The sequence below is a fragment of the Sorangium sp. So ce204 genome (assembly GCF_051526795.1).
Lineage (GTDB): Bacteria > Myxococcota_A > Polyangia > Polyangiales > Polyangiaceae > Sorangium > Sorangium cellulosum_B.
Genome location: NZ_CP150317.1, coordinates 3,556,287 through 3,572,548, shown reverse-complemented (window position 1 = coordinate 3,572,548; position 16,262 = coordinate 3,556,287). Strand labels below are relative to the sequence as shown.

Annotated in this window: 12 protein-coding genes; 8 read left to right on the top strand and 4 right to left on the bottom strand. The window is 73.0% G+C overall.

Features of this window, described 5'->3' with window-relative positions:
• Positions 1-147: 147 nt before the first annotated feature.
• Together WMF22_RS13580 and WMF22_RS13575 are read left to right on the top strand one after the other, a co-directional pair.
• Positions 148-492, top strand: a complete 345-nt coding sequence (locus WMF22_RS13580; protein WP_012235105.1) for an SCP2 sterol-binding domain-containing protein — start codon at positions 148-150, stop codon at positions 490-492.
• Positions 493-534: 42 nt separating this feature from the next.
• Entirely contained in the window at positions 535-1,719 is a 1,185-nt protein-coding gene (locus WMF22_RS13575; RefSeq protein WP_438036009.1) for a CaiB/BaiF CoA transferase family protein, read from the top strand.
• 91 nt (positions 1,720-1,810) lie between these two features.
• On the opposite strand, the gene WMF22_RS13570 is transcribed toward WMF22_RS13575, so the two are convergent.
• Entirely contained in the window at positions 1,811-3,367 is a 1,557-nt protein-coding gene (locus tag WMF22_RS13570; RefSeq protein WP_438036008.1) for a hypothetical protein, read from the bottom strand.
• A 141-nt stretch (positions 3,368-3,508) separates the two neighbouring features.
• Between WMF22_RS13570 and WMF22_RS13565 the strand changes: the two genes are divergently transcribed.
• Together WMF22_RS13565 and WMF22_RS13560 are read left to right on the top strand one after the other, a co-directional pair.
• A complete protein-coding gene (locus WMF22_RS13565) occupies positions 3,509-6,346 on the top strand; it encodes a protein kinase domain-containing protein (RefSeq protein WP_438036007.1) in 2,838 nt (945 codons plus the stop codon).
• A 10-nt stretch (positions 6,347-6,356) separates the two neighbouring features.
• Positions 6,357-7,436: a hypothetical protein gene (locus tag WMF22_RS13560; protein ID WP_437299506.1), complete on the top strand. Its 1,080-nt coding sequence runs from the start codon at positions 6,357-6,359 to the stop codon at positions 7,434-7,436.
• A 58-nt stretch (positions 7,437-7,494) separates the two neighbouring features.
• Here the strand turns inward: WMF22_RS13560 and WMF22_RS13555 are convergent, their stop codons facing one another.
• Positions 7,495-8,310 carry a uracil phosphoribosyltransferase gene (locus tag WMF22_RS13555; protein ID WP_012235100.1) on the bottom strand — a complete coding sequence of 272 codons (816 nt, stop codon included), beginning with the start codon at positions 8,308-8,310 and terminating at the stop codon, positions 7,495-7,497.
• A 243-nt stretch (positions 8,311-8,553) separates the two neighbouring features.
• Here WMF22_RS13555 and WMF22_RS13550 point away from each other — a divergent pair, with 243 nt between their 5' ends.
• Entirely contained in the window at positions 8,554-9,042 is a 489-nt protein-coding gene (locus tag WMF22_RS13550) for an SMI1/KNR4 family protein (RefSeq protein WP_012235099.1), read from the top strand.
• Positions 9,043-9,099: 57 nt separating this feature from the next.
• Positions 9,100-11,037 carry a protein kinase domain-containing protein gene (locus tag WMF22_RS13545; RefSeq protein WP_438036006.1) on the top strand — a complete coding sequence of 646 codons (1,938 nt, stop codon included), beginning with the start codon at positions 9,100-9,102 and terminating at the stop codon, positions 11,035-11,037.
• A gap of 54 nt (positions 11,038-11,091) precedes the next feature.
• Here the strand turns inward: WMF22_RS13545 and WMF22_RS13540 are convergent, their stop codons facing one another.
• Positions 11,092-12,084: a hypothetical protein gene (locus tag WMF22_RS13540; protein ID WP_437299504.1), complete on the bottom strand. Its 993-nt coding sequence runs from the start codon at positions 12,082-12,084 to the stop codon at positions 11,092-11,094.
• Positions 12,085-12,269: 185 nt separating this feature from the next.
• Here WMF22_RS13540 and hisD point away from each other — a divergent pair, with 185 nt between their 5' ends.
• Complete coding sequence (hisD, locus tag WMF22_RS13535; RefSeq protein WP_437299503.1) at positions 12,270-13,652, top strand: histidinol dehydrogenase; 1,383 nt, start codon at positions 12,270-12,272, stop codon at positions 13,650-13,652.
• Positions 13,653-13,819: 167 nt separating this feature from the next.
• Here hisD and WMF22_RS13530 read toward each other — a convergent pair whose 3' ends face one another.
• Positions 13,820-14,749 carry a DUF4388 domain-containing protein gene (locus WMF22_RS13530; RefSeq protein ID WP_272103306.1) on the bottom strand — a complete coding sequence of 310 codons (930 nt, stop codon included), beginning with the start codon at positions 14,747-14,749 and terminating at the stop codon, positions 13,820-13,822.
• A 362-nt stretch (positions 14,750-15,111) separates the two neighbouring features.
• Between WMF22_RS13530 and WMF22_RS13525 the strand changes: the two genes are divergently transcribed.
• Entirely contained in the window at positions 15,112-16,194 is a 1,083-nt protein-coding gene (locus WMF22_RS13525; RefSeq protein WP_437299501.1) for an L-erythro-3,5-diaminohexanoate dehydrogenase, read from the top strand.
• Positions 16,195-16,262: the final 68 nt, after the last annotated feature.

Genomic DNA, 16,262 nt, shown 5'->3' with positions numbered 1-16,262 from the left:
GCGCGCCAGGGCTGCCCTGACGGAGCGAAGAGACAGCGCGCGGGCGTCGTGCTTCGCTTGACTCCCGCGCGCGGGCACGGGTAAACCGCGCTCGGTATCCAGGCGATTTCGAGTCACCACGTCCCACACGACATCCGGAGGCGATCCATGGCCGTCGATATCCAGAAACTGTTCAACGAGGAGCTGCCCGCTGCGCTTGTGAAGCATTCGGACGCGGCCAAGCAGATCGGCGGGAAGTACCAGATCAACGTGACGGGCGAGGGCGGCGGCGAGTGGCTGATCGACCTGTCCGACAGCGGGCCCAAGCTCTCCTCGGGCAACCCTGGCAACGCGGATGTCACGATCTCGCTCAGCAGCGAGGATTTCCAGAAGCTGCACGAGAACCCGCAGGCGAACTCGATGCAGCTCTTCTTCGCGGGCAAGCTGAAGGTCACGGGCAACCAGATGCTCGCGATGAAGCTCCCGAAGCTGTTCCAGCTCAACGCGGGCTGATCCGGGCGCCGGCCGAGATAGGGCGAGCCCACCTGCGCCGCCGTGCGCCCTCTCATCGACACGCGCGTCCTCGATCTTTCGAGGCTGTTGCCAGGCCCCTTCGCGACCCTCGTGCTCGCGGATCTCGGCGCGACGGTGGACAAGGTCGAGGACGTCGCCGGCGGGGACTTCCTGCGCCAGCTCCCCCCGCAGATCGCCGGAGAATCCGCGGCGTTCCAGCTCTTGAACCGCGGCAAGCGCAGCGCCCTGCTCGACCTGAAGACGCCCGAGGGGCGCGACGCCTTCCGCCGGCTCGTCGCCGGCTACGACGTGCTCTTCGACCAGTTCCGCCCGGGGGTGCTCGATCGGCTCGGGCTCGGTCACGCGGCGCTGCGCGCGGACAACCCGCGGCTCATCGTCTGCGCGCTGACCGGCTACGGCCAGACGGGCGCCCTGGCGGCGCGCGCGGGGCACGATCTGAACTACATCGCGCGCGCGGGGGTCCTCGGCGCGCAGGGGCCCGCCGAGGGGCCGCCGCAGGTGCCGGGCTTCCAGGTCGCCGACATGAGCGGCGGGATGTGGTGCGTGATCGCCATCCTCGCCGCGCTGCGCGAGCGCGAGCGGACCGGGCAGGGCGCGGTGCTCGACATCGCCATGACCGACGGCGTGCTCGGCTTCGCCCTTCCCACGCTCGCCGCCGCGCTCGCGAGCGGGGGAGAAGCGGTCGGGGAGACGGCGCGCGCGGGCGCCGCGCCGCTCACCGGCGGGCTCGCGCCGTACAACACCTACCTCTCGAACGACGGGCACGCGATGGCCCTCGCCGCGCTGGAGCCGAAGTTCTGGGCCTCGTTCTGCGAGGGCGCCGGGCTCGATCCCGACCCGAGCGCGCTCGTCCCCGGGCCGCACCAGGCCGAGCTCAAGCGCAAGCTGGCCGCCGTCGTTCGGGAGAGGACGCGCGCCGAGTGGGAGACCGTCGCCGCCGAGCGCGACTGCTGCCTCGAGCCGGTCCTCGATCCGCGGAGCGCCGCGGCGGATCCCCACCTCGCCTCGCGCGATCTCCTGTTCGAGATCGCCTCGCCGCGCGGACGGATCCCCCAGCTGAGGACGCCGGTCACGCCGGCGGGCGCCGCGTTCGCGCCGGCGCCTCGAGCCGGCGAGCACACGCGCGCCGTGCTCCGCGACGCGGGCTTCTCGGAAGAGGACATCGACGCGCTGATCCGCGCTGGCGCGGCGCGGGAGGCGCGCTGACGGCCGTCGCTCGCGAGCGCGCCGCGCGCCGAGCGCCACGCCGAAGACGCGCGCGGCGCGCCGGCAGCGGCGACCGAGCCCGTGCTTCGCGTCAGATCTTCTTCAGCTCGTCGACGAACTCCCAGTCGGCGATGAGGTGCTTCTTGAGCATCAGCGACAGGAGCGCGGCGAACATCGCCTCCCAGCGCACGTTGTTGCCGAGGATCTCGCTCGCGTCGGCGCCGTGCGACACCGCGCGCAGCGCGGAGACCAGATCGCGCGCGGTGAGGCCCGAGTCGTCCGCCGTAGGAGGAGGCGGCGGCTCGGACTGCGCGGTGGCGCGGGGGGACGGGGCTTCTTTTCGCTGCTGCTGCGGCTGCTGCTGGGATTTGGACCCGCGCGCGGGGAGCGTGATCGTCGTCCCGTCGAGCAGGGTGAGCGAGACCATCCGCCGGCGACCGCGGCCTTGCGGCGCGGGGATGTTGCGCACCTCGCGCTCGCTCGGGGGCTCGTCGCCGTAGTCGGGCACGCTCTCCGGGACGGGGCGCGCCGCAGCGCTGGCGCGTCCGAGCACCGCGCCGAGGAGGACCGCGGCTGGCGTGCTCGACGTCGGCGCCCCGTCCAGGCTCGGCGCCCCGTCGCCGGCGGAGGCCGAGACGGGCCCCGGCGCGGAGCTCGGGCGCATCGTCTTCCGGCGCTCCGGCTGCGCTGCCTGCGCCTGCGCCTGCGTGGACTGCGCCTGGGCCGCCTGCGTGAACTGCGCCTGCGCTGGCTGCGCAGACTGCGCGGATCGTGCCGCCTGCGCCGCCGCGAGCAGCTCGGGCGTCGGCGCGACCTTCAACGTCGGCCGCGAGCGCTCGTCCGGCCGGCCGCGGATCTGCCGCTCCTCCGGGGAGCTGCGGACTTCCCTGGCCGCGGGGCGAGGCGCTTCCCACGCCAGCTCGTCCTCCATGACGCCCACGTCGGAGGGGTCGACGTCGGAGGTCTCGATCGCCGGCCCCGCGTCCTCCATCAGCCGCGCCCCGGATCGCGAGACGGGCCTGGTGAGCAGCAAGGGCTCCGGCGTCGATGGCGTCAGCGGCGTGTCCTCCGCGTGGCGCGCGGTCTCGGGCGCTCCGGAGAGCTCGGACGAAGGCGGCGGGTCGGCGGGGCGCGCCCGCGACTGCGGCTCGCTCGCCTGGGCCTGCTTCGCGGGCGCGGGCGGCGGCGCCGAGCGGGCGCGCGCTCCGTAATAGACGCGGATGGCGTTCCGGATGTCGCTCGGCGGAGCGATCATCGCGCGCACGGGCAGGCCGGAGAACGCCATGCACTCCTTCATGCCGTCCTCGTTCGTCGGATCGTCCATCGCGACGTACAGCGTCTCGCCCTGGTTGCGGACGTGGCGAACGTAGATCGGGACGAGGCAGTAGCGCTCGGCCACGTCGTGCGGGACGAGGTTGAGCAGCTGCCGCGAGAACTCGATGTGCAGGAGCGACACCCAGGGGACGGCGAGCTGGTGCGACAGGATCTGCGTCAGCTGGGTTTCGTTGATGAGCCCTTGCTCGACAAGGAGCGTCCCCAGCCGCCGGCCATCCGTGCGCTGCTGCTCCAGGGTCCTCTCGAGGGCGTCCTGGGTGATCATCCGCGCGTCGACCAGGAGCTGACCGAGACGTAGGCGAGGCGTAACCATCGCGCCCGAGGTTACCCCAAGAAGGATCCAGGACCTAACAGACGGCTGGACGAGCCTCCCCGCCCCCTCCAGACGGCGCCCCCGCGGGCCGAGGGAGACCTCGACTCCAATCGTTATCCCGAACGTGGTAAGGTCCCGCGCGTGTCCACAGTGGTCTGCCCGCAATGCGCGAATCCGTGCGAGCAGGCGCACAAATTCTGCCCGGTGTGCGGCTTCCCGATCTCGGAGTTCAACCGGACGTCCGACGATCCGCTGATCGGGACGACGCTCCCTGGCAACTACGTGATCCTGGAGCTCGTCGGGGTGGGCGGCATGGGCCGCGTGTACAGGGCCGAGCAGAAGGCCCTGGGGCGCACCGTGGCCGTCAAGATCATCCATCCCCACCTGCTCGGCGACGAGAGCGCGTCGGTCCGGTTCATCACCGAGGCGCGCGCCGCGAGCCGCCTCAACCACCCGAACTCGGTCGGGGTCATCGACTTCGGTAAGAACGGCGGGCAGCTCTACCTCGTCATGGAGTTCCTGCGCGGGCGCGACCTCGCCCGCGTCGTCTACGAGGACGGCCCGCTCCCGTTCCGCCGCATCGTCGACATCCTCTGTCAGGTGCTCGCGGCGCTCGCCGAGGCGCACCACCTCGGCATCATCCACCGCGATCTCAAGCCCGAGAACATCGTGCTCGAGCCGATGCGCTCGGGCGGCGACTTCGTGAAGGTCGTCGACTTCGGCCTCGCGAAGCTGAAGGGGGAGGTCGCGACGACGAACATCACGAGCCCCGGCATCGTCTGCGGGACCCCGGACTACATGGCCCCGGAGCAGGGGCGCGGCGATCCGATCGACGCGCGGAGCGACCTCTACGCGTGCGGCGTCATCCTGTTCCAGCTGCTGACCGGCCGGCTCCCGTTCGAGGCGGAATCGCCGACGCAGGTGGTGCTGATGCACCTCTCGTTGCCGCCGCCCGATCCCGCCCTGCTCGCGCCGGAGCGCGAGATCCCCGAGCCGCTCGTCGAGGTCACGCTGCGGGCGCTCGAGAAGGACGCCGCGCGGCGCTACCAGTCGGCGGACGAGTTCGCGGCGGCGCTGCGCGCGGCGCTCGGGACGTTCGACACCCCCTCGGGGCGCTTCTCGTTCTCCGACGCGACGGTCATCTGCGGCTCGTGCCGGGCCATCGTGCCGCGCGGCCAGAAGTTCTGCGGCGAGTGCGGCGCCAGGATCGCGCAGGCCCACTCGCCCGCCCCTGCGCCGCGCGCGGCGCCCCAGGCCGCCCGGCGCGATCGCGCCCCCTCGGCCCCCACGCTCCCGCTCCCGTTCGCGGCGCGCGAGGACGACCTCGCGTGGCTCGACACCTGCCTCGCCGACGTCGAGGGCTCGGTCGTCGCCGCGCGCATCGTCGGCGAGCACGGCGTCGGCAAGACCCGGCTCCTCCGCGAGTTCCTCGACGTCGCCGCGAGCCGGGGCGACATCGTCATCCAGTCCGGCCCGGACCCATGGGGCGCGGAGGTCGGTTACTACGCGCTCCGCTGGGCGATCGCCGGGCTCGCCGAGCTCCCGCCCGACGGCGGCAACGCGTCGAACTGGAGCGGCGCGACGCCAGAGGCGCGGCGCGGGCTGCTCGAGATCTTCGGCAAGGGCGATCGCGGGACCGACGTGCGCAGGCACGCCTGGAACAAGCCGACGGCGGGGGGCCTCTCGCCCGACGATCGCCGCTTCATCGCCGCGGAGGCCCTGCGCTGGGCGCTCTCTCGCGCGCAGCAGACCGCCTTCCCGCACCGGGTCCTGCTCGCGATCGACGACCTGCACGCCGTCGACGGCGCGAGCCGGAACGCGTTCGCCGACGTGATCGCGGAGCCGCCGCTCGCGGCGCTGCTCATCGTCGCCAGCCACACGCCGGGCTTCGAGCCCGAGTGGGGCGGCGCCGTGCGCGCGCTCGGCGGCCTCCCGAAGGACATCGCGCTCTCGCTCCTCCGCAGCAGCGTGGGCCTGGACCACCGCGCCGCCCGCAAGACGCCGCCGAGCATGGGCGGCCTGCGGCTGTCGCCGCGGCGCGACCCGCCGGACGGCGCCGCCGATCAAACCCCGCTGGCCCTGCCGCCGAGCGCGGCGAGCCCGGCCGTCCTCGGCGGCGAGGCCGCGACGGTGCCGCCGCTCTACATCGACCAGCTGGTCCGCTACACGCTCGAGGGGGGCAGCGATCCTCCCGCGCGGATGGCCGACCTCGTCGCCGCGCGGATCGAGCGGCTGCCGCAGGACGCGCGCCGCACGCTGCAGGCGCTCGCCGTCATCGGCGACGCGGCGGACCGGGCCACGCTGCAGCGCCTGCTCCCGGACATCCGCGCCTTCGACGACCTGCTCGGCAAGCTCGCGTCGGCGGGCATGATCGAGGAGCACTCGAGCGGCATCCGCACGGCGCACCCGCTGCTCCGCGACGTGACGCTCGCGACGATCCCGGCCGGCGTCCGGCGCGATCTGCACGCCAAGGCGACGTTCGACAGCGCGGGCGACCCGCTCGCGCTGCCGCTCGAGGTGCAGGCGATCCACGCCTACCACGCGCAGAACGCGTTCGTCGCGCTGATGCTCCTCGAGCAGGCGGCGGACCGCTCCGCCGCGCGCGGGGACAGCGCCGGCAGCGTGCTCGCGCTGCGCCGCGGCCTCGATCTGGCGCGGCGGGAGATCTTCCGGGGCGAGCTCGACGATCCGGTGCGCGCCGTCCTCATCTTCAGCCGGAAGCTCGGCGAGGCGCTCGCGCGCGCCGGTGATCTGACCGACGCCGACGGCGTGCTGCGCGAGGCGCTCGACCTCGCCGGCCCAGGCGGGCCTGATCGCGCGCTCGTCCTGGGCGCGCTGGCGCACGTGGCGCACCAGCGCGAGCGCACGGGCGAGGCGTCGATGTACCTCCGCGAGGCGATGGACCTCGCCCGGCAGGGCGCCGACAGCGACGTGGTGCAGTCGCTCGACAAGATGCGGCGCGAGTGGATGTCGCGCTGAGCGAGAGACGGTGAACGACGAGGAACGATCGCGAGGGCCCGGATCGCCGGCGAACGCAGCGGCATCGCCGCCGCGCGCGCCGTTCATCGCGCGGTGGGACCTCGACAAGACCTACCTCCGGACCGACTTCGACACGCTGCGCGACCTCGTGCGGACCGCGATCGAGCGGCCGGATCAGAAGCGCACCGTGCCGGGCGCGGGGTCGCTCCTGCGCGAGCTCGGCCGCGCGGGCGTCGAGACCCACATCCTCTCGGGCAGCCCGGAGCAGCTCCGCTCCCGCATCGAGCAGAAGCTGCGGCTCGACGGCGCGCGCTGGGCGTCGCTCACGCTGAAGCCCAACCTGCAGAACATCCTCCGGCTGCGCTTCCGCGCGCTGCGCGGGCAGCTCGGCTACAAGCTGCCCGCGCTGCTCCAGCGGCGCTGCGAGCTCGCGGATCAGCGCGACCCGAGCGGCGCGCTCATCCGCGAGGTGCTGCTCGGTGACGACGCGGAGGCCGACGCGTTCGTCTACTCGCTGTACGCGGACGTCTGCGAGGGCCGGGTCACCCCGCTGGAGCTCGGCGAGGTGATGCGGCTCGGGCACGCGTACGACGACACCATCGTCGATGCGATCCGGTTCGCGAGCTACGTCGAGAAGGGCCCCGTCGTCGAGCGCATCCTGATCCACCTCGACCGCCAGTCCTCGCCCTCGGATTTCCGGATCTTCGGCGACCGGGTCGTCCCCTTCTACAACTACCTGCAGGCGGCGTTCGTCCTCCACGAGGACGGCCGGATCGCGGCGCACGCCGTGCTCCGCGTCGCGCAGTCGCTGGTCGTCGCCCACAACTTCGACAGCGTCGCGCTCGCGCGGAGCTACGTCGATCTGTCGCGCCGCGGGCACGTCTCCGGCAAGGGCATCGCGTCCCTCGCGGCCGCTTACGGCGAGCTCGCGCAGCGCAGGGCCGCGGGCGCGAGCGATCTCGGCGCGATGGTCGCGGAGCTCACGCGGCTCTGCAGCGATCTGCGCCCCGCCGTGAGCCGGCCGCACGCGGACATCGACTACCGCGCGCTCGCCGCCGGCCACAACCGCCGCTCGAAGCGCGGCCGCTGACAGCGGGCGTGCGAGGCGGCTGCGCCGGCGCGGCGCCGCCGCGGCGACGCCCTCGCGCTCACAGCCAGGCGTTGTTGAGGATCTCGCCGACGCCGCCGGCGCCCGGGACGATGTACTGGATGCTGTTCAGGCCGCGCTCCTCGTCCCAGTGCGTGCCCGGCTCGGTCTTGAGCACGCGCGCCGGCGAGAGGCCGCGATCGAGCCGGAGCGCGTAGATGATGGCGTCCGGGTGCGCCTCGGTGACGCGGCGGATGTACTCGGGCGTCACGATGAGGTGCATGGCGATGCACTTGGCCGGCCGCCCCTCGAGCGCGGTCTTGTAGTACGTCATGGCGCTGACCATGGACGAGCCGGTGGCGCCCATCGGGTCGGGGAAGAGCACGTGGCGCCCCTCGACGTCGCGGCCGATCTTGGCGTCGTGCCAGGTCGCGCCGACGACCTCGCCCTGCTCGTTCGTCTGCCGGCTCATGAACAGGTGATCCTGCCGGACCAGCGCGGGATCGAGGACCTCGTTCAAGAGCTCGTAGACGACCTGGGAGGGCATCGTCCCGGCGCGCGCGATGCCCACGGTGACGGCCTTGGTCGCGCGCGACAGCGCGGCGCCGCGATACACGGCCTCCGGGTGGGAGGAGATCATCCGGGTCGGGATGTCGACGCGCGCACGCCCCAGCTCGGCGGCGAGGACGGCGCGCGCCAGGTTCTGGTAGAGAACCCCGACGAGACGCCCGACGTCGGGCTGGACCGTCTCCGGGGAGCAGGCTCGAGCCAGCAGAGTCCATGCGAGCGGGTCATCGAGCAGGTGCACGCACGGACCGTACCGGTGGGCGATTTCGGGGGGCCGGAATCGACTCTCAGCGTACGCAACGTCGACCATCGTTTTTCTGTTACACTACCTGGCCCGGCGCGGGGTATTCCTCCGGGTGCGCGCCGGTGCTCTCCCCGGGAGCGGAGTGGTTTCGAAGCGATGAGGGCGCCCGCCCAGCGGGCTGTCCCGGTGGACTTGCAAAGGAAGGGATGTTCGGTGGATAGCGACCTTGCCGAGTCGGTTACGGCGCTCAAGGATGCCTTTGTCCGAAGAGGCATCCCTGCGAGGTTCGGAAAGGCGGCTCCAGCGGCGGTGGAAGAGCTGCGCAAGACGCTGCGGGTGCCCGCGAGGTACCGCGCTTTCCTGCAGGAGGCCGACCCGCTCGACGTCGAGACGGTGACCCCGGTCGAGCGTGTACGCCTCATCCCCTCCGAGAAGCTCGCGGCCGAGCAGCAGGCGAACGGCGGCGACAGCTCCCTCGCAGGCTGGCGCAAGAGCTGGATCCTCATCGCTCGCAGCGCCCTGCTGGGAGATCCCTATTTCCTCGACATCTCGAAGCTCGACGCCGAGGGGGACTGCCCCGTGTTCACCTGCATGACGGGGACCGAGTCGCTCAAGCCGGAGCTCTGCGCGTCGAGCTTCCAGCAGTTCCTGCGCATCCTCGCTACCTCGATGGAGGTCGCGTCCGGCTTCGGAGAGAGCGGCCTCGACGACGACGACGAGGCCATCTTCCGCGAGGCGCTCGCGCCGAAGATCAAGACCATCGACTCCGCGGCGCTCCGCGCGGGCCACTGGACCTGACGTAACCTCCACGGCGCGCTGCTCGCCGGGCGCGCCGCGGATCGAGCTGACCGCGCCATGGCCAGGTGCCTCGTATGCAACGCCGAGAACCCCGGCTCCGCCCGGTTCTGTGTGGCGTGCGGCGCGTCGCTGACCGCGAAGGAGGCGGGCGCCGGCGCGGCGGCCTCGGCGCCTCCCGCGCCCGGCCCGCGGGCGACCGTCCCAGGGCAGCCGCTGCTGGGCGCGCTGGCGCCCGAGGATCCAGCGCACAGGGCCAGCCTCTCGGCCCTCGCGGCCGGCGGCGCGAACGGGCCCGCGGCGAACGTCCACGCGCCTCACGTCGTCCCCGCGCCGCTGGCGGGCTCGCTGCCGCGGCGCGCGCCGGGCGGCCACCTGCCGGCGGGGACGCTCGTCGATCAGAAGTACGTGGTCGAGCGGGTGCTCGGCGAGGGCGGCATGGGCGTCGTCTACCTCGCTCGGGACGTCCACACCGGCCTGCACGTGGTGCTGAAGGCGGTGCGCCAGGAGCTCGGGCACCGGCCGGACGTGCGCGCGCGGACGCTCGCCGAGGGCCGCGCGCTCGCGCAGATCGATCACCCGAACGTCGTCCACCTGAAGGCGGTGGTGGCGGAGCGAGACGACCTCTGGCTCGTCATGCAGTACATCGACGGCGAGAGCCTCGAGCAGACGCTCGCCAGGTACGCCGAGGAGCGCCGGCGGATGCCCCTGCCCGAGGCGCTCTCGATCTTCCGGCAGATCGCCTCCGGCATCGCGGCCGCGCACCGCGAGGGGGTGATCCACCGCGATCTCAAGCCGGCGAACGTGCTCCTCCGCGGCAAGGACGGCGTCGCGAAGGTCACCGACTTCGGCATCGCCAAGGCCGAGGCGGACGCGCTCGCGGGGCGCGGGCTGACCAAGGGGATCATCGGCTCGCTCTATTACATGTCGCCGGAGCAGGTCCTCGGGCGCCGCGACCTCGACAAGCGGGTGGACATCTACGCGCTGGGCGTCGTGCTCTACGAGATGCTGGTGGGGCAAGTGCCGTTCGACGCCGAGAGCGACATCGAGATCATGCGGCAGCACGCGGAGGCGCCGCTCCCCCTGGTCAGCGCCGTGCGTCACGACGTCCCTCCGGAGCTCGACGCCTTCCTCCAGAAGGCGTGCGCCAAGGAACGGGCGGGTCGCTTCGCCAGCTGCGAGGAGCTGCTCGCCGCGCTCGACGCGATCGCCCACCCTGCGCCTGCCGCGGCCGCCGCGCCGCTCGGCGCGTCGAGCCGCCCGCCGCCGCCCGCGGCCACGACGGTCGACGAGGTCCGCGAGCGGCTGCGGTCGCCGTCGGGCGCTGCGCTGGCCAGCGGGCCTGCGGGGTCGCAGCGCGCGCGCGGCTCATGGCTCGCGATCGGCGCCGGGGCCCTCGTGATGTTCGGCGGGGCCGCCGCGCTGCTCGGGCTGGGCGTGCTCGACAGGCCGCGCGAGGGTCGCCGGCGGGCCGCCTCGTCGAGGGAGCAGCGCCCGGCGGCCAGCGCGAGCAGCACCACCCCGGCGACGAGCGCGGAGCAGCCGCAGCCGTCGCCGCTCGCCAGCCTGACCGGGCTGTGGGTCGGCAACGGGCGCGAGCTCGAGGCCGTCCTTGCCGGCGAGTCGCTCGAGTTCCGGGTCCGCCGCCCGGAGCAGTTCGCGCCGCAGGACTATGCCGAGGGCGAGGCCCGCTTCTCGCTGCGCGAGATCCCCGGCGAGACCGGGGTGTTCGCCGTCGAGGACCGGCTCCGCTTCATCGCCCCCGAGTCGCGCAAGTTCGATCCGGCCCGCTCCAGGGGCACCTGCCAGGACGTCCGCAGCGCGGTGGAGGGCCACCCCCTGCGCGCGAGCTTCGACGGGGCCCGCCTGAGCGTCGAGTTCGCGAAGATCGAGCCCTCGACGAGCAATTTCGTGGTGGAGCGCGGCAAGGTCGTCAGCTGCGTCGGCCTCAGCGCCCTCCCCGCCACGCGCGTCGTGAGCACGCTGTCGAGGATGTGAGCATCGGCGCGCTGGCGCTGAAGCCCGCCCGGCAACGCGCGTCGCCGAGCGGGCTCAAAGTCCACCCACGGCGGGCACCGGCTGCGGCTTCCCGGCGTGGATGACCGCGCAGCGGACGGTCGTCGACGAGGTCGGCGCGCTCGCCCGCCCGCCGCCCAGCACGAGCGTGCCGAAGATGCTGCGCGCCGCCGCATCGACCTCCGCGGCGCCGCGCGGCGGCACCGGGTTCCCGCTCGCGTCGAACACCGTCACCGCCTGCACGACGCCGCGGGCGATCTCGCCGTCCGGGAAGGACATCATCACCGTGGCGCGGACGTAGGCCGAGGCCCCCTCGACGATCCCGAAGCTGTACGGCTTCTTCGCGAAGGCGCCGCAGAAGCCGCTCGTGCCCATGCCGCCGTCGGGCCCGTAGTTCGCCGACGCCCACTGCCCCACGTTGACCGTGAGCCCGCTCTCCCCCGAGCCCTGCGCGTACTGGACGCACTGCGCGAGCGCGGGATCCCACATCGCGCCCGTTGGGCAGCGCCCGACCTTCGCGCACGCCTGGCCGGTCCAGACCTCGTCGCGCGCGCAGGTCTGCGAGAGCGGGACACACGCGGCGGTCGGACCGTCGACGATGAGCTCCTGGCCAGGCGGGCACCCGAGCTTCTGCCCGGCGCCGACCGCGACGCCGATGTTGGTCGCCACCTGCTCGCGCGGCACGCAGTAGCCCGTGCTCTGGTCGATCTCGTCGCCGGGCCGGCAGCGATCGGGAGCGCACCCGCCGGCCTCGTAGTGGCGACCCACGCCGCAGTAGGCGTTCGCCGCCTGGGGTGTGAGGCACTGGCCCGCGACCGAGAGGTAGCCCTTCAGGCACCGGCAGCGGTTCTGCTTCGTGTCGAAGCCGGCGCCGTCGCTGCACGACGAGATCGAGCAGCGGCAGCTGCTGCCCTGGCAGATCTTGAGGAAGCAGGAGTTCTCCGGGCAACCGACGAGCACGGCAGGCGCCAGCGCGAGGAGCACGACCGAGAGCGCGGTGGAGGCGAGACCAAACGAGCCGGACCGCATCGGGCGACCCTACTCGATCCGCTCAGACCGGGGAACTCGGGGAGCGACGCGCGGCGGCCGCCGCGATGCGCTGCCGCGCCCGCGGCGGTCGCAGCGGCGCGGCCGACGTACCGGCGGCCGGGGTGGTGTGGTAGGGGGTGTCGCCGTCCACGCGGAGATTCCACCGCGCCGGGCCCTATCAAGCCATGCTGCCCATCTACATCGAAGGTTCGCCTCAGTTCGAGTCCACCCTGTCAGCCCTGCGCACCCGCGGCACGGGCGACCTCGCGAACGTCACGCCGGCCGTGACCGAGATCATCGACAACGTGCGGCGCGGGGGGACGTCCGCCGTGCTCGGGTACATCGAGAAGTTCGAGCGGAGGACGTCGAAGGCGCTCGTCCGCCACGCAGGCCCCGAGGCGGAGGGCGGCTTCGGCGGAGCCGAGGCGCTCGCGAGGCTCTCGCCGGAGGTCCGCGCCGCGCTCGAGACCGCGGCAGCGAGGATCGCGCGTTACCATGAGCGGCAGCGCGACGCGGGCGACCTCGGCCCCGCGAACGTGACGGCGAACGGGCCCGCGCTGCAGGCCGGCTTCAGCTACGAGGAGGAGGGCGTCCTGCTGGGCATGCGCGTGCGCCCGCTGCGCCGGGTCGGCGTCTACGCGCCGGGCGGCAAGGCCCGCTACCCCTCCAGCGTGCTCATGTCGGCCATCCCCGCGCGCATCGCCGGCGTGCGGGAGATCGTCCTCGCGAGCCCGTCGGCCGACGACGCCACGCTCGCCGCGGCGCACCTCTCCGGCGTGACGACCCTGCTCGACTCGGGCGGCGCGCAGGCGATCGCGGCCATGGCCTACGGGCTCCCGGAGCTCGCGCCGGTCGACAAGATCGTGGGGCCCGGCAACGCCTACGTCGCCTGCGCGAAGAAGCTGGTCTTCGGGGATGTGTCGATCGACGGCATCACCGGGCCGAGCGAGATCCTCGCGCTCGCCGACGAGTCCGCGGATCCCCGGCTCGTCGCCGCCGATCTGCTCTCGCAGGCCGAGCACGACGAGGCGTCCTACGCGCTGCTCGCGACGACCTCCGCGAAGCTGGCGGAGGCGGTCGCGCGCGAGCTCGACGCGGCGCTCCCCGAGCTCACGCGTCGCGCGATCGTGCAGGCGTCGCTCTCGACGCACGCGGCGGCGCTGGTCGTCGGCTCGCGCGCTCGCCTCGCCGAGATCGCCGATCAGCTCGCGGTCGAGCACGTGGCCTTCCACGTCGCCGACGCCGAGGGGCTGTTCTCGGAGATCGGCACGCTCGGCGCCGCGCTGCTCGGCGACCTAACCCCGGTCGCCGCGGGCGACTACCTCGCGGGGCCCTCCCACGTCCTCCCGACCGGCGGCTCGGCCCGCTTCGGCGCGCCGCTCGGGGTCTACGACTTCGTGACGCGCGCGAGCCTCATCCGGTACTCGGGCGCGGCGCTCCGGACGCAAGGCCCGATCATCGAGAAGCTGGCCCTGGCCGAGGGCCTGCAGGCGCACGCCCGCGCCGTGTCGCTCCGCCTCGCGAGCAAGGCGACCGACCCTGCGAAGCGCGGCGCGTCGCAGTCCTGACACCGCGCTGCCGCCCGGCGCGCCGCGCCCTCGGGAGCGCGGCGCGCGAGGGCGCGCTGTCGACCGCGCTCCCCTGACCTATCGAGCTCGGTTCAGCCGAGCGCTGCGCGCGCCGCCGCGAGCGGCCGCCTTGCGCGGCCTCGCGGCGCCGTGCGCCCCCGCCAGGCTCACTCGGCGCGGAGGTAGCCCGCGTTGATCATCTTCAACACGGACTGCGCGGTCTCCAGATCCGTCGCGGGGCTCTTGTTGAGGACCATCGCGAGGTGCCCGTGGTTGTAGACGACCTGGAGGACGTCGAGATCGACGGGCGAGAGATCGCGGAGCTGCGGCTTGAGCGGCTGGGGGATGACCAGGCGCGCCGACAGGTCCGGGAGCTGGTGGCGGATGTTGTTCAGCTCGTCGATCTGCCGGAGCCCCTCCATGAGGAGCTCCTGCACCGTCGCGCTGATCTCGCCGGTCATGACCCGCTCCTCGGCCGCCTCGAGGTCGAACGTCCCGCCGGCCCAGGTGAGGATCCGGTAGACGCTCTTCAGCGGCGGGACGTCGGTCAGATCGTTGATGGTCGCAAAGGTCACGATGCCCTTGCGCAGGTAGATCTTGCCGACGTCGTCGTCGGAGCGGACCACGAGGACGCCGCTCTTCTTCGATGTGCCGAAGAGCTGCAGCAGATCCGGGAGCGGGATCTCGTCGATCGACCCGGACATCGACCGGGTCTGACCGCTCCTCAGCGATGGCTCGTCCATCCGTTTCCGCGCCGGCGGCGCGCCCGGGTCGGTGGAGACGACCTTGAGGATGCTGGTGCCGATGAGCACCCGATCGCCTTCCTTCAGGGTCGTCTTCTTGATCTTCTCGCCGTTGACGAACGTCCCGTTCGTCGAGCCGAGATCCTCGATCACAATCGACTGTTCGGTGCAGGCAATCCGGGCATGGCGCCGGGAGACCATGTCCTCGACGAGGACCATGTCGAGGTCGCTGGAGCGACCCACGACGATCTCCTGCTGCTCCCCGAGGGGGAATTCGCCGCCTTGGTACTTCCCGGAGATGAAGCGCAACGCTAGTTGCCGCGTTGCCGACACCTTGGGAGCGTGGTTATCCATCGCAGGGAGTAAAAACCTTCGTGCGCTTACGAGAGCGCCAGCAGGGGGCAAAGCTTAGTTTCACCGAGCAAAGGTGGTCAAGAGATCCGGTCCGTTCTTTCAAATGAGTCGGCTCGTCCGATCCTGACGCAACGCGCCGGCCCCCCTCCCTCGGCCGCCACAGGGGCGCGCCGCGGGGGTAGGGGCCAACGTACTCGGCGCACGCGAGTGTATCCAATTTGAGGGAAAGAGGGCGACTGGCTCCGTCGAAACGGTCGGCACCGCCGGTTTCCGGGGCCCCCGGGCCCCGGGCGGCGCGCCGGGCCGCCTCAGCGAGGAATCCTGCGGTCGCTCGGCTCATTGCCCTTGCTTTCGAGCCCGGCATGTTGAACGGCCTCGGCGTGAGCTCCGAAGCGACGCGACCCACCCTCTCCGCAGGCGATCCGCTGGGCACGCACCGCGTGCTCGATCCACCGGGGGCCATGCCGCAGCCGGCAGAGCGGCTGGACGCCGACGCCTCGCGCCACTTCGAGACCGAGATCGTCGTCGATGTGCAGACGCTGAACATCGACGCCGCGAGCTTCCGCCAGATGGAGGAGGCCTCCGGCGGCAGCCCGGACGGCGTGGCCCGGCTCGTCCTCGAGACGGTGGCGCGCCGGGGCAAGCAGCACAACCCGGTCACCGGCTCGGGCGGCATGCTGCTCGGCGTCGTGCGTCGGGTCGGCGCGCTCGCCGAGCACCGCGGCGTCGCCGTCGGCGATCGCGTCGCGACGCTCGCGTCGCTCTCGCTCACGCCGCTCTCGCTCCGCCGGATCATCGCCGTGCGGCCCGCGTCCGCGCAGATCGACGTCGAGGGCACCGCGATCCTCTTCGGGTCGGCGCCGCTCGCCCGGATGCCGACCGACATGCCCGAGCGGCTCGCCCTCGCGCTGCTCGACGTCGCGGGCGCCGCGCCTCAGGTGGCGCGCCTCGCCGGCCCGCGCGACAGCGTCGTGGTGCTCGGCGCGGGCGGGAAATCGGGCCTCCTGTGCGCGGCCGAGGCGCGGCGCTGCGTCGGCCGCGCCGGGCGCGTCATCGGGATCGAGGCGTCGCCGGGGCTCGCCGCCGATCTGCGCTCGCTCGCGATCTGCGACCACGTCGCCGTCCTCGACGCGCGCGACCCCCTCGCCGTGCGCGACGCCGTGCTGCCGTTCACCGGCGACGCGGGCGCCGACCTCACGCTCTCGTGCGTGAACGTCCCAGGCGTTGAGCTCAGCGCGATCGTCGCCACGCGCGATCGCGGCAAGACGTACTTCTTCGCGATGAGCACGAGCTTCACCGCCGCCGCCCTGGGGGCCGAGGGGATCGGCAAGGACGTGGATCTCTACATCGGCAACGGCTACGCCCACGGACACGCCGAGCACACGCTCGCGCTCGTGCGCGAGCATCCCGCGCTCGAGCGGCTCATGACCTCGCGCTACGGCTGAGCGCCCCGCTCGACGCGACGCGCGCGGCGCGCATGCGCCCAGACGCCGCGGGCGCTTCTGGGACGCGC

What these genes read in the sequence shown, in the direction of transcription:
- WMF22_RS13540 (WP_437299504.1), bottom strand. Translation starts at nt 12,084, where the DNA reads ATGCGGTCCGGCTCGTTTGGTCTCGCCTCCACCGCGCTCTCGGTCGTG.
- WMF22_RS13580 (WP_012235105.1), top strand. Translation starts at nt 148, where the DNA reads ATGGCCGTCGATATCCAGAAACTGTTCAACGAGGAGCTGCCCGCTGCG.
- WMF22_RS13545 (WP_438036006.1), top strand. Translation starts at nt 9,100, where the DNA reads ATGGCCAGGTGCCTCGTATGCAACGCCGAGAACCCCGGCTCCGCCCGG.
- WMF22_RS13530 (WP_272103306.1), bottom strand. Translation starts at nt 14,749, where the DNA reads ATGGATAACCACGCTCCCAAGGTGTCGGCAACGCGGCAACTAGCGTTG.
- WMF22_RS13570 (WP_438036008.1), bottom strand. Translation starts at nt 3,367, where the DNA reads ATGGTTACGCCTCGCCTACGTCTCGGTCAGCTCCTGGTCGACGCGCGG.
- hisD (WP_437299503.1), top strand. Translation starts at nt 12,270, where the DNA reads ATGCTGCCCATCTACATCGAAGGTTCGCCTCAGTTCGAGTCCACCCTG.
- WMF22_RS13525 (WP_437299501.1), top strand. Translation starts at nt 15,112, where the DNA reads ATGTTGAACGGCCTCGGCGTGAGCTCCGAAGCGACGCGACCCACCCTC.
- WMF22_RS13555 (WP_012235100.1), bottom strand. Translation starts at nt 8,310, where the DNA reads ATGGTCGACGTTGCGTACGCTGAGAGTCGATTCCGGCCCCCCGAAATC.